The 13,268-nt window shown below is 70.5% G+C and carries 9 protein-coding genes; 8 read left to right on the top strand and 1 reads right to left on the bottom strand.

Annotated elements, in window-relative coordinates; genetic code table 11:
* The first annotated feature begins 77 nt into the window (after nucleotides 1-77).
* The 8 genes from ACFFC4_RS01105 (at nucleotide 78) to ACFFC4_RS01070 (ending at nucleotide 9,378) form a co-directional block, all read left to right on the top strand.
* The gene (locus tag ACFFC4_RS01105) at nucleotides 78-1,166 is read left to right on the top strand and encodes a BMP family protein (RefSeq protein ID WP_375497162.1); all 1,089 of its coding nucleotides are present in this window, start codon (nucleotides 78-80) and stop codon (nucleotides 1,164-1,166) included.
* Between the two features lie 80 nt (nucleotides 1,167-1,246).
* On the top strand, nucleotides 1,247-2,818 hold the full coding sequence (locus ACFFC4_RS01100; protein WP_375496910.1) for an ABC transporter ATP-binding protein: 1,572 nt from the start codon (nucleotides 1,247-1,249) through the stop codon (nucleotides 2,816-2,818).
* Nucleotides 2,815-3,972 carry an ABC transporter permease gene (locus ACFFC4_RS01095; protein ID WP_375496908.1) on the top strand — a complete coding sequence of 386 codons (1,158 nt, stop codon included), beginning with the start codon at nucleotides 2,815-2,817 and terminating at the stop codon, nucleotides 3,970-3,972. The genes ACFFC4_RS01100 and ACFFC4_RS01095 overlap by 4 nt, the downstream gene beginning before the upstream one ends.
* On the top strand, nucleotides 3,969-5,255 hold the full coding sequence (locus tag ACFFC4_RS01090) for an ABC transporter permease (RefSeq protein WP_375496906.1): 1,287 nt from the start codon (nucleotides 3,969-3,971) through the stop codon (nucleotides 5,253-5,255). The genes ACFFC4_RS01095 and ACFFC4_RS01090 overlap by 4 nt, the downstream gene beginning before the upstream one ends.
* A 3-nt stretch (nucleotides 5,256-5,258) precedes the next feature.
* Nucleotides 5,259-6,473, top strand: coding sequence for a cytochrome P450 (locus ACFFC4_RS01085; RefSeq protein ID WP_375496904.1), 1,215 nt, complete (start codon nucleotides 5,259-5,261; stop codon nucleotides 6,471-6,473).
* 13 nt (nucleotides 6,474-6,486) lie between these two features.
* Entirely contained in the window at nucleotides 6,487-6,876 is a 390-nt protein-coding gene (locus tag ACFFC4_RS01080) for a cytidine deaminase (protein WP_375496902.1), read from the top strand.
* A complete protein-coding gene (locus ACFFC4_RS01075) occupies nucleotides 6,873-8,156 on the top strand; it encodes a thymidine phosphorylase (protein WP_375496900.1) in 1,284 nt (427 codons plus the stop codon). The genes ACFFC4_RS01080 and ACFFC4_RS01075 overlap by 4 nt, the downstream gene beginning before the upstream one ends.
* A 124-nt stretch (nucleotides 8,157-8,280) precedes the next feature.
* Entirely contained in the window at nucleotides 8,281-9,378 is a 1,098-nt protein-coding gene (locus ACFFC4_RS01070; protein ID WP_375496898.1) for an adenosine deaminase, read from the top strand.
* A gap of 19 nt (nucleotides 9,379-9,397) precedes the next feature.
* Here ACFFC4_RS01070 and ACFFC4_RS01065 read toward each other — a convergent pair whose 3' ends face one another.
* Nucleotides 9,398-13,264, bottom strand: a complete 3,867-nt coding sequence (locus tag ACFFC4_RS01065) for a helix-turn-helix domain-containing protein (protein ID WP_375496896.1) — start codon at nucleotides 13,262-13,264, stop codon at nucleotides 9,398-9,400.
* Nucleotides 13,265-13,268: the final 4 nt, after the last annotated feature.

Raw genomic sequence — 13,268 nt, 5'->3', positions numbered from 1 at the left:
CCCCATCTTCGGGGCGGCCGAGTTTCAGGCGTCCTGGACCGTGAACACGACAGTGAAGGAGATCGATCTTGCGCTCAATGCGTGGGATGCAGCTGGGAGCGATCGCGGTCGGAGCCGCGCTCATGCTCTCTGCGTGCGGCAGCAGCGGTGGTTCGAGCAGCAGCAGCGGCGCTTCGGCAGGGGGCACCAGCCCGAGCGGTTCGTCCTCGGCGACGACCAAGACGGACGTCAAGGTCGGCATGGCCTACGACGTCGGCGGCCGGGGTGACAAGTCCTTCAACGACCTCGCGGCTGCGGGCCTGGACAAGGCAAAGACCACGCTGGGCGTGAGCACGAAGGAGCTGGCGGCCACCCAGAACGAGACCGAGGCAGCCAAGGAGTCCCGACTCACGCTGCTGGCCAGCAGTGGCTACAACCCGGTCGTCGCAGTTGGTTTCGCCTACGCGACGGCGGTCGGCAAGGTCGTGCCGAAGTTCCCGAAGGTGCACTTCGCGATCATCGACGACGACACCAACTGCACCGGTTCGGCGGCCCAGCCCAACGTCGAGTGCCTGCTGTTCAACGAGGAGCAGAGCTCGTTCCTCGTCGGCGTCGCGGCGGCCCTGGCCACCAAGACCAAGAACGTCGGCTTCATCGGCGGCGTCAACGAGCCGCTGATCCAGAAGTTCCAGGCCGGTTTCCAGGCGGGCGTCAAGGCCGTCAACCCGGCTATCAAGGTCCAGGCCAAGTACCTCACCCAGCCGCCGGACTTCGGTGGCTTCGGTGACCCGGCCAAGGGCAAGACGACGGCCGAGGGCATGTATGACAACGGTGCCGACGTCGTGTACGCCGCCGCCGGTGGTTCCGGTGCTGGCCTGTTCGACGCCGCGGCCGAGGACAAGAAGTTGGCTATCGGTGTCGACTCCGACCAGTACCAGTCGGCCCCGGCCAACGAGAAGCAGTACATCCTTACCTCGGCGCTGAAGGGCGTGGACACCGCCGTCTACAACTTCATCAGCACCGACATCAAGGGCCAGTTCAAGGCCGGGTCGACCCGCTTCGGGCTCAAGGTGAACGGCGTCGGCTACGCGACGTCCAACTCGAAGCTGGACCCGTACAAGGCCAAGATCGAAGCCTTCAAGGCCAAGATCATCAGTGGCGCGATCACGGTTCCCACGACGATCTGAGTTTCAGCACACCGGAACCGGTCCGGGGATGCGCGGTATAGCGTCTCCCCGGACCGTTTCTCTGTCCCATTGGGGGAGTTGTGACGTCGACACCGGCCACCGCCGATGCGGTAGTGCTCAGCGGCATCACCAAGCGTTACCCCGGCGTGGTCGCCAACAAGGACATCAACCTGACGGTGCGCCGCGGCGACGTACACGCCATAGTCGGGGAGAACGGCGCGGGCAAGTCGACGCTCATGAAGATCCTCTACGGCATGCAGCGCCCGGACGAGGGCGAGATCGCCGTCGACGGGCAGCCGGTGACGTTCTCGTCGCCGGCCGACGCCATCAAGGCCGGGATCGGCATGGTGCACCAGCACTTCATGCTCGCCGACAACCTCACGGTCGCCGAGAACATCATCCTCGGCGCCGAACCCAGCCGGGGCGGGCTGATCAACCGGCGGTCCGCGCGCAACCGCATCGCCGAGATCTCCGACTCCTACGGTCTGGGCCTGCGCCCCGACGCACTCGTCGAGACGCTCGGCGTCGGCGACCGGCAGCGCGTCGAGATCTGCAAGGTGCTCTACCGCGGCGCGCGCATCCTCATCCTCGACGAGCCCACTGCCGTGCTCGTTCCGCAGGAGGTCGACGAGCTGTTCGGCAACCTGCGCGAGCTCAAGGCCGAGGGCCTCACCGTGCTGTTCATCTCGCACAAGCTCGACGAGGTGCTCTCGGTGGCCGACGCGATCACCATGGTACGTCGCGGTACCACGGTCGGCACGGCCGACCCGAAGACCACCAGCGCCCGTCAGCTTGCCGAGCTCATGGTCGGCAGCGAGCTACCGGTGCCGGAGCTGCGCGAATCGACCGTCACCGACATAGTCGAGCTGGCGGTGTCGGGCCTCACGGTGCGTTCGGCCGACGGGCGCGCGGTGCTCGACGACGTGGACTTCGCCATCCGTCGCGGTGAGATCGTCGGGATCGGCGGCGTCGAGGGCAACGGGCAGGCCGAACTCGTCGAGGCAATCCTCGGCTTGCGGCCCGTCGAGTCCGGCAGCATCACCCTTGGCAACGACGACATCACGCGCTGGCCCACCCGCCGGCGCCGCACGTCCGGGATCGGCTACATCCCCGAGGACCGGCACCGGCAGGGCCTGTTGCTCGAGGCGCCGCTGTGGGAGAACCGCATCCTCGGCCACCAGACCGAACGGCCCAACGCGCGCGGGCCGTTCATCGACGTCGCCTCCGCACGCCGCGACACCGAGCGGATCGTGCGTGAGTACGACGTCCGCACCCCCGGCATCGACGTCACCGCAGCGTCCCTGTCCGGTGGCAACCAGCAGAAGCTCATCGTCGGACGCGAGATGAGCGCCAAGCCCAGCGTGCTCATCGCCTCGCACCCGACCCGCGGCGTCGACGTCGGCGCTCAGGCCGCCATCTGGGACCAGCTGCGCGAGGCGCGTGCCGAGGGTCTGGCGGTGCTGCTCATCTCAGCCGACCTCGACGAGCTGATCGGCATGTCCGACACCCTGCAGGTCATCCTGCGGGGCCGGCTGGTGGCTGAGATGGACCCGCGCACGGTCACCCCCGTCGAGCTGGGCGCGGCGATGACCGGTGTCGACCCGCAGCCCGCCGATGCCGACAGCACCCAGTCGATGGGAACCAGCACGTGACGGCGACCGAGGTGGGCCGGCGCCGGGCGCCGAAGATACGCAGCGGGGGAGCATCGCGCGACCGGTTCAACGCGGTGCTGCTCGGTGTCGTCGCAGCGCTCGTCGCACTCGTCATCGCGGTCGGGATCACCTCGGTCGTGCTCGCGCTGACCGATCACAACCCTTACGACACGCTGAAGGCGATGGTCGACTACGGCGTCAAGCCCGACCAGCTGGCGACCACCGTCAATGCCGCCACCACGTACTACCTGTCGGCGATCGCGGTCGCGGTCGCGTTCCGGATGAACCTGTTCAACATCGGCGTCGACGGGCAGTACCAGCTCGCCGCGATCGTGGCCGCGGCCTTCGGCGGCCAGTACGCCCTCCCCAATGGGCTGCACCAGGTGGCGATAATCCTCGTCGCCATGGCCGTCGGTTCGGCGTGGGCCGGCATCATCGGCGTGCTGAAGGTGACCCGCGGGGTCAGCGAGGTCATTTCCTCGATCATGCTCAACTTCATTGCAACGGCGATCATCGCCTACCTGATCCTGCCGAAGCACTTCGGCGTGCAGCGCGGCAACGACCTCACCACCAAGCCCATCGGCTCCTCCGGCCAGGTCGGAGGCATCAGCCTGATCCCCGGGTCGGACACCCAGGTCTACGGCCTGGTGTTCCTCGCCGTGGTCGTCGGGGTCGGCTTCCAGCTACTCGTCTCGCGCACCCGTTTTGGCTTCGACCTGCGCGCGACAGGCCGGTCGACGTCGGCCGCGCAGGCAAGCGGCGTGAACGTGAAGCGGATGGTCGTCGTCACCATGTTGATCTCCGGTGCGGTGGCCGGACTGGTCAACATGCCGGTGCTGCTCGGCGAGGCGCACAACTACTCGTTGAGCACGCCGTCCGGCATCGGCTTCACCGGCATCGCCATCGCCCTGCTCGGTCGCAACAACCCGATCGGGATCGTCTTCGCCGCCCTGCTCTGGGGTTTCCTGGACACCTCGTCCAACATCCTGCAGATCACCAGCGTGCCGAGTTCCGTCGTCTCCATCACCGAGGGTGTGGTCGTGCTGTCGGCGGTCGTCGCCTACGAACTCGTCCGCCGGTATGCACTGGCACGACAGCAACGCCGGGTCGGGCGCGAGCTCGCCCAGCAGGCGCCCGCCGAGGTGGCGTCATGACGGTCCGGGACGCGTCAGCGACGGTGAGCAGCGACGTGATCACGGCGCCGGCGCGACCGCCGGTGCGCGGACACGTGGCGTTGCGGATGCTGCTCATCGGCGTGCTGGGCATGGCGCTGCTCAGCCTCACCCGCATCATCAGCGGGGCCGACGACATCACCTCGGCCGGCGCGCTCGGCGGCACGATCAACGCAGCCATGCCGATCATGTTGGCCGGCCTCGGTGGGCTGTGGTCCGAGCGGGCGGGCGTGGCCAACATCGGGCTCGAGGGTCAGATGATTCTCGGCACGTGGTTCGGCGCCGAGTTCGCCTTCGCCACGCACAGCGCGTGGATGCTCATCGTGGGTGGTCTGGTGGGCGGCTTCATCGGCGGCGTGCTGCACGCCGTCGCGACCGTCGGCTTCGGCGTCGACCAGATCGTGTCGGGCGTCGCCATCAACATCCTGGCGCCCGGGGTTGCCAAGTACCTGGCCGGCATCTACTTCAACAAACCGAAGGCGTTGGCCGCCGGTGGCGGCCCGTCGCAGTCGCCGCAGGTCGATGTGTTCGGGCCCCTGAAGTGGCAGTGGGCCTCCGAGCACCTCGCCAAGATCGAGGTGCACCACTGGTTCTTCGTGTCGGACCTGGCCGGCCTGCTCGACGGCGTCTGCACGAGCCTGAACACGCTGACCATCATCGCGCTGCTGACCATCCCGCTGACCTGGTTCCTGCTGTGGCGCACGTCGTTCGGCCTGCGGCTGCGCTCGTGCGGTGAGAACCCCGACGCGGCCGAGTCGTTGGGCGTGAAGGTCTACACCTTGAAGGCCACGGCGGTGATTGTTTCCGGTGTCCTGGCGGGTCTGGCCGGCGCGTTCCTGGTCAACTTCACGGGCATCTACCGCGAGAACCAGACGGCCGGCCGCGGCTTCATCGGTCTGGCTGCGATGATCTTCGGCAACTGGCGGCCGCTGGGGCTCGCGGCCGGCTCGGGATTGTTCGGCTACACCGACGCCCTGCAGCAGCGGCAGGGCTCGACGTCGGTGCACGCCCTGCTCATTATCGTCGGCGTGCTGCTGATCCTGGTTGGGCTCTACCAGATCTACCGGCGCAAGCCGGTCAGCGCGGCGGTGGCCCTGGTGGTCGGCGTCGTGGTCCTCGTGCTCTACAAGATCACCGACTCGATTCCGAGCCAGTTCGCCACCTACACCCCGCAGATCATCACGCTGCTGGTCCTCGCCGTGGCCTCCCAGCGGTTGCGGCCGCCCGCCGCCGACGGGTTGCCCTGGCGGCGGAGAGGGTCGTAGCGCGTGCCGACGGTCACCGGCCTCGACCTCACCGCGCCCGAGGTCGTCGCCGACCCCTACCCGCACTTCGCGACGGCCCGCCGCGAGGGCGCGGTGCAGTGGCACGAGGGGCTGGGCATGTGGCTGACCTTCACGCACGCCGCGGCCAACACGGTGCTGCGCACCCGCACGCTCGGGCGGATCTGGTCACCGCGGACCTTCGTCGACGCCGCTCCCGACGAGGTACTGGCTGCGTTCGAGCTGATCCACGTCAACTCGCTGCTCGAGAACGAGCCGCCGGTGCACACCCGCCTGCGTCGACTCGTGGCCGGTGCCTTCGCGCGCGGGCACGTCGAACGGCTGCGGACGCGTATCGCCGAGCTGGCGCAACGGCTTGCCGACACGGTCGCCGACGCCGGGTCGGCCGGCTCACCCGTCGACCTCATCGAGCTGTACGCTGAGCCGCTGCCCGTGCAGGTGATCGCTGAGCTGCTCGGCGTGCCCGAGGCCGACTGGGGCCTGCTGCGACCGTGGTCGAACGCAATCGTGAAGATGTACGAGTACCGCGTCACCCCCGAGCAACGCGCCGCCGCCGAACGGGCGTCGAGCGAATTCGTGGACTACCTACGGTCTCTGGTGGTGGCGCGGCGGGCGCGTCCGGGCGACGACCTGATCTCCTCGCTCATCGCCGAGACCGACGGCGACGGCGCGCGGTTGACCGAGGACGAGCTGGTCACCACGTGCACCCTGCTGCTCAATGCCGGCCACGAGGCCACCGTGAACGTGGTGGGCAACGGCGTCACCGCGCTGCTCAGCCACAGCGAACAGCTGACTGCGCTGCGCGCCGACCCGTCGCTCGTCCCGGGCGCGGTCGAGGAGCTCATCCGCTACGACTCGCCCCTGCAGCTGTTCGAGCGCTCGGCCACGGCCGACACGATCGTCGGCGACGTGACGGTCGAGGCCGGCAGCAAGATCGCCGCGCTGCTCGGGGCGGCCAACCGCGACCCCGCGGTCTTCGATCGTCCCGATGAGTTCGACGTCACCCGCACGGACAACCCGCACCTCGGGTTCGGTGCCGGCATCCACTTCTGCGTCGGCGCCCCGCTGGCGCGCGTCGAGCTGCAGGCTTCGCTGCACACGTTGCTGCAGCGCTTTCCCAACCTCGCGCTGGCGGCCGCGCCGGAACGCCGGCCGGAGTTCGTGATCCGCGGCGTGCGCTCGCTGCCCGTGACGATCTGACAGCATCACCCGCATGAGCGACATCGATTGGCCGGCCCTGCGGGACGCTGCCCGTGACGCGATGAGCCACGCCTATGCGCCCTACTCGAACTACTCCGTCGGGGCGGCGGCGCTCGTCGATGACGGGCGGGTGGTGTCCGGGTGCAACGTCGAGAACGCCTCGTACGGCGTCGGACTGTGTGCCGAGTGCGGGTTGGTCTCTTCGCTGCAGGCCACGGGCGGCGGACGGCTCGTCGCCTTCGCGTGCGTCGACGGCGCGGGTGCGGCGCTGATGCCGTGCGGCCGTTGCCGGCAGTTGCTCTACGAGCACGGTGGTCGCGAGCTGCTGCTCGACACCCCGGAGGGCATCAAGGCGATGACCGACGTGCTGCCCCAGGCGTTCGGCCCGGAGCACCTGCGTTGAGCTCGGAGAACTTCGACGCCGTCGACGTCATCCGCACCAAGCGCGACGGCGGCACACTCACCGACGCGCAGATCGACTGGGTGGTCGACGCCTACACCCGCGGCGCGGTGGCCGACGAGCAGATGTCGGCGCTGGCCATGGCCATCCTGCTGCGCGGCATGACGGCCGACGAGATCGCCACCTGGACGGCGGCCATGATCGCCTCCGGTGAGCGGCTCGACCTGTCCGGCATCACCCGACCGACCGTCGACAAGCACTCCACCGGCGGCGTCGGCGACAAGATCACCCTGCCGCTCGCGCCGCTCGTTGCGGCCTGCGGTGCCGCGGTGCCGCAGCTGTCAGGTCGCGGCCTCGGGCACACCGGCGGGACGCTCGACAAGCTCGAGTCGATCCCCGGCTGGCGGGCGCGGTTGTCGAACGAGGAGTTCGTGTCCCAGCTCAACGACGTCGGCGCGGTGGTCTGCGCCGCCGGTGACGGGCTCGCGCCGGCCGACCGCAAGCTGTACGCGCTGCGCGACGTCACCGGCACTGTCGAGGCGATTCCGTTGATCGCGTCGTCGATCATGAGCAAGAAGATCGCCGAGGGCTCGTCGGCGCTCGTCCTGGACGTCAAGGTCGGGTCCGGCGCGTTCATGAAGAACGCTGACGACGCGCGGGAGCTCGCCCGCACCATGGTCGAGCTGGGCCGCGCCCACGGCGTGCACACGGTCGCGCTGCTCACCGACATGTCCATTCCACTGGGGCTGACCGCCGGCAACGCGATCGAGGTCGAGGAATCACTCGAGGTGCTGGCCGGCGGCGGGCCGGCGGACGTCGTCGAGCTCACCCTGGCCCTGGCCCGCGAGATGCTCGACGGCGCCGGGCTCGTCGACGTCGACCCGGCCGAGGCATTGGCCGACGGCCGGGCCATGGACACCTGGCGGGCAATGATCGCGGCCCAGGGCGGCGACCCGGATGCGCCGCTGGCGCAGGCTCGCGAGACGCACACGATCACCGCGCCGTCCTCGGGCGTATTGACCCGGCTGGACGCGCTGTCCGTCGGCGTCGCCGCCTGGCGTCTCGGCGCCGGTCGCGCCCGCAAGGAGGACCCGGTGTCGGCGGGCGCCGGCGTGGTCATGCACGCCAAGCCCGGCGACGAGGTCACCGAGGGACAGGTGCTGTTCGAACTGCGCACCGACGAACCCGCCCGCTTCGACCGGGCGCTGCAGTCGCTCGAGGGCAGCTGGGAAATTGGCGCCGCGGCCGGGTTGAACCCACTCGTCCTCGCCCGCATCGACTGACGCCCGCCCCGCCGCACCCGCGTTGAGTGTCGGGTTACGGGTCGAGTGTCGGGTTATAGATCGACACTCGACGCGTAACCCGACACTCAACGGGGTGGGGGGTGGCTCTCGATACGGTGGAGCCATGGTCACCCCGCCCGCCCCGCCCGTCCCGCTGACCGCGGACTCGATCCAGACCGCGCCAAAGGTGCTGCTGCACGACCACCTCGACGGCGGGCTGCGGCCGGCCACCATCGTCGACATCGCCAGCGAGATCGGCTATGACGCCCTGCCGGCCGACAACGCCGACGATCTGTCCGCGTGGTTCCGCGAGGCGTCGTCCTCGGGCTCGTTGGTGCGCTACCTCGAGACGTTCGCGCACACCGTGGCCGTCATGCAGACGCCCGCCGGGCTGACCCGAGTCGCCCGGGAGGCGGTCGAGGACCTCGCCGCCGACGGCGTCGTCTACGCCGAGATCCGCTGGGCGCCGGAGCAGCACACCGAGCAGGGCCTGTCGCTGGAGCAGGTCGTCGAGGCCGTGCTCGCGGGGTTCCGCGAGGGCGAGGCGGCCGCCGCCGAGCACGGGCACACCATCCGCGTCGGGGCGCTGGCCACGGCTATGCGGCACGCGGCCCGCTCGCGCGAGATCGCCGAACTGGCGGTGCGCTACCGCGACGCCGGCGTGGTCGGTTTCGACATTGCCGGGGCCGAGGCCGGCTACCCGCCCACCCGGCACCTCGATGCGTTCGAGTACCTGCGTCGCGAGAACTACCACTTCACGATCCACGCCGGGGAGGCGTTCGGGCTGCCGTCGATCTGGGAGGCACTGCAATGGTGCGGCACCGACCGGCTCGGGCACGGAGTGCGGATCATCGACGACATCGCCAGCGACGGCACGTTGGGCCGGCTCGCGCAGTACGTCCGCGACAAGCGCATCCCGCTCGAGATGTGCCCGTCGTCGAACGTGCAGACCGGCGCAGCCAAGTCCATCGCCGAGCACCCCATCGGCCTGCTGCGCCAGCTGCACTTCCGGGTCACCGTCAACACCGACAACCGGTTGATGAGCGGGACGTCCATGACCCGCGAGATGACGCTGCTGGCCGAGGCGTTCGACTATGGCTGGCGAGACCTGCAGTGGTTCACGATCAACGCGATGAAGAGCGCGTTCATCGGCTTCGACGAGCGGCTGGCGATCATCAACACCCAGATCAAGCCCGTCTACGCCGCCCTGCTCGGCGACTGACCCGGCTGCTTGACCCGACTCACCGGCACGGCGGGTCGTATCTCGCCCCCGGCACGTACAGCGACCACTCCTGCCGGGTGATGGTTGTGCCCGCGAGCGGGCACAACCGGTCGGCGTAGCCCGCGTAGTCGGTCGACCAGAAGACCACGTTGGGCGCCCGGCCCGCGGCCACCAGCGTGCGTCCTGACGGGCTGAAGGCCAACGACCAGACGGCGCCGGGCAGGGCGGTCAACGTCTGGGTCGGGACGTCGCGGTGGTTGCGCAGGTCGAAGATGCGCACGCTGTCGTCGTCGCTGCCGATGGCGAGGTCGTGGCCGTTCGGGGCGAACGCTGCGGACAGCGCGTACCCGGTCGGGCCGATCAGCGGGCCGGCGCGCAGGGTGGGGTGCGTCGGGGCCGAGACGTCCCACACGCGCGTGGTGTGATCGGAACTCGAGGCCGCGAGCAGGCTCGAGTCGGGCGCGAAGGCCACGCCGTAGACGTAGCTGGCGAACCCGCGCAGGCGCGCGACGCGGTGCGCTGAGGTGGGGTCGCTGACGTCCCAGAGGTACACGGTGTCGTCGGCGCTGGCGCCGGCCACGAGCCGTCCGTCAGGGCTGAAGGCAACATTCAGCATCAGGCTGGCTCCGTGCAGCCGGGTGAGCACGCGGGGGGCGGCCGGGTCGGCGACGTCCCACAAGGAGACGTTGCCGTCATCGGCCGCCACCGCGAGCAGCCGCCCGTCGGGGCTGAACTGGAGGCCTTCGACGAGTGCCGTCGCCGCGACGAACGGCGCGACGGCGGCCCGGGTGTGCGCGGCATCGCGGGTGTCCCACAGCTCCACCTGCCCGTTGCGGTTGCCGGTGGCGACGAGCGAGCCGTCGCGACGCACGGCCGCCGTGCCGTCCGACGCCGGCGTGCCGGCCGGCATGGTCAACAGCGGCGTGAGCGGGTGCGGCGCACCGGGATCGGCGACGTCCCAGAGCCGCACCCCGGCCGGTGTGCCGTTGTCGCCGATTGCCAGCGTGCTGCCCCGCGCGGTGTAGCCCATCCCGAAGACGGTGCCGGCCACCGGAATCGCGCGGCTGCCGGCGGACACCAGCCGCAACGTGCCGTCGGCGGCGGTCGACAGCAACGTCCCGCTGTCGGCGCTGAACGCCGCGCCGGTCACCGGCCCCGGGTTCGCGAGCGAGCTGAGGGGTACCCAGCCGCCGACGGCCCAGGTGCGCAGGGTGCCGTCGGAGTAGCCGACCGCGATTTCGCGCTGATCGGGCCGCACGGCGATGGCCGTCGGGATGGCGTTGGTCGAACCGGTCAGCCTGCGAAGCCGGTGCGGGACCGCAGTGTCCGACCAGATCTGCACCGACCCGTCTCGGGCGCCGAGCAGGATGTCGTGAGCGGCGGGCAGAAAAGCGACGGTCGAGACGTTCGCGGTGCCTGTGGCAATGTGCCGCGCGGTCGTCCATTGGGCGCCGGCCGCCCGCCACACCAGCGTGGTCCCGTCGTCCTCGGCGTCAGCCAGCTCGTGACCGTCGGCGGAGTAGGCGACGTCGTTGACCGTGACCGTGGCCGGGACGCCGTGGGGTGGCGGCAGCGGCACCGGGTGGTCCGGGTCGTGGATGTCCCACCGTTCGACCGGTGCGCGCCCCCGGCTCGAGGCGACCAGCGTGTGGCCGTCGGCGCTGAGCGCGATCGACTGCACGTCGCCGTCGAAGTGCGGGTCGAACGAGGCCCGCACCCGCGGGTGGCGCGGGTCCGCGACGTCCCACAGGGTGATCAGGTGCGATTCGCCACCGGTGGCGAGGAGGCGACCGTCGGGTGAGAACGCCAGGCCGAACACCTGATCATCGCCGGGCGGAGTGGCCAGCGTTGCCAGGCGTTGCGGTGGCGCCCCGGAGCGCAGGCCGAACAGGTGGACCGTGCCGTCGGCGTGGCCCACCGCGACGAGGTGCCGGGCCGGTGCGAGCGCGAGCGGCGTCGGCCCCAGCGGGCCCAGGACGCGAGTGATCACGGGAGTGGCCGACTCGTCGGCCATGGCGGCCTTGGCGACGTTGCTGGGCGCGATGCGGTAGGCGGCGAGCGCGAGCTGCTGGGCGAGGGCCGGATCCGAACCGTTGAGCTGGCGGGCCTGGAAGGCGACCTGACGGGAGAGCGCGTCGTCGCGGGCGGCCGTGGCGACCCGACGCTCGTGGTCGGCAGTGCGCTGCGACGTGCGGGCCCAGATCGCCAGACCGGTGGCCACCAGGGCCAACACGGCCACCGCGGCGAGCAATTGAACGAGGCGGCGGGACCGTCGACGCGCAGCCTGCGCCAGCTCCTCGCGGCGGCGGACACCGGCGTCGAGGTAGCTCACCTCCACCGCGTTCATCCGACGGCGATTGCGCGGCTCCGCCGCCCACTCGGCAGCGATGTCGAGGGTCGATCCGTGGGGCAGGGTCGCCGGGTCGCGTCCGCCGGCGTCCCATGCGTTGGCGCCTGTCGTGATGCGGCGATGGACCAGCAGCCCGGCCCGGTCGGTGTCCAGCCAGCCCCGCAACCGCGGCCAGGCTGTCAGCAGCGCCTCGTGACTGACCTCGACCGAGTCCTCGGTGAGGGTCAGCAGGCGACGTGCGGCGAACCGGTCGACGATGTCGCGGATGGCGTCGTGACCGGCGTCCTGCACGTCGAGCCCGAGCTCGGAGCGCGAGATGCGTCGCCTGGTCGTGGCGACGTCGTCCCCGACGTTGACGAGGCGGGCGAACAGGTCGTGTGCGCCCTCTTGCTGCGACGGGTCCAGGGACGTGAAGACCTCCTCGGCGGTGCGCTGGACGGCGGCGTCCAGACCACCGGTGGCCCGGTAGTCCGCGATGGTCAACCGCCGTCCGTTGGAACGGTCCCAGGTGGCCAGCAGCGCGTGCGAGAGCAGGGGCAGGGCACCGGCGTGGTGCGGGCCGAGGTCGGCCAGGACCAGCTCAACCAGGCCGTCCTCGACCGCGAGGCCGATCTGCCGTGCCGGGCCGAGCACAACCTCCTGCAACTGCTCAGCGGCCAGCGGACCGACCACCACCTGCGCATGCCGCAGGGCAGCGAGCAGCACCGGCTCCCGAGCGGCCTCGGCGAAGAAGTCCGCCCGCATGCCGAGGGCGACGACGACATCCGGACCGGACGACGCGAGGCTGTCCAGGAACGCCGAACGGGCCGCGGCGTCCTGGGTGAGCGTGAAGATCTCCTCCAACTGGTCCAGCACCACAAGGTGCGGCCCCGCGCCGCGCGCCGCCAGCGCGGTTGCGATGGCGGCTTGCGGCTGATTGCCTGGCGTGGCGAGCGCGCACGTCCACTCCATGTCGTCGCCGTCGTCGCCGTCGCCGTCGCCGTCGCCGTCGCCGTCGTCGCCGTCGCCGTCGCCGTTGTCGAGGGCGCCGGCGCGGACGGTGGCCATCACCCCAGCGCGCAGCAGCGACGACTTCCCCGAGCCGGACGGGCCGATGACGGCGAGGATCCCGTGGCTAGGGCCGCGTTCGGAGCGCAACCGGGCGACCAGCTGCACGATCTCGTCGGTCTGCTCGCGGCGGCCGAAGAACAGTGCGGCGTCCTCGGGTTCGAACGGTTTGAGTCCGCGGTAGGGCGCGACGGTCCGGTTCTTGCGCCGGTCCGACGAGGCCCGGGCGCGGCGCAACGCGGCCAACCAGGCGTCGATCTCGGCCGGGTCGTCGACCCCGCAGGCGGTGAGGACATCGACGATCAACGTCTGTTGCGCCGGTGACGGGACGTGCCGGCCGCGCAGGTAGTCGCCCAGCGTGCCGGCCGGCCGGCCGATCTGTTTGGCCAGGTCGCGCACGGTGAACCCGGCCGCATCACGCAACGCATTCAGTCCGGCGCCGAAGTCCGCCCGGGTACGGATCGCGGTCGGGTCCACGACATCGCCCACGGTG

Source organism: uncultured Jatrophihabitans sp., from assembly GCF_964244045.1.
Classification (GTDB): domain Bacteria; phylum Actinomycetota; class Actinomycetes; order Mycobacteriales; family Jatrophihabitantaceae; genus Jatrophihabitans.
This window is presented reverse-complemented; position numbering and strand designations above follow the sequence as displayed.

Bases quoted from the DNA above. Each gene is read 5' to 3' on its own strand.
- ACFFC4_RS01105 (WP_375497162.1), top strand. From the start codon at position 78: ATGCGTGGGATGCAGCTGGGAGCGATCGCGGTCGGAGCCGCGCTCATG.
- ACFFC4_RS01090 (WP_375496906.1), top strand. From the start codon at position 3,969: ATGACGGTCCGGGACGCGTCAGCGACGGTGAGCAGCGACGTGATCACG.
- ACFFC4_RS01080 (WP_375496902.1), top strand. From the start codon at position 6,487: ATGAGCGACATCGATTGGCCGGCCCTGCGGGACGCTGCCCGTGACGCG.
- ACFFC4_RS01070 (WP_375496898.1), top strand. From the start codon at position 8,281: ATGGTCACCCCGCCCGCCCCGCCCGTCCCGCTGACCGCGGACTCGATC.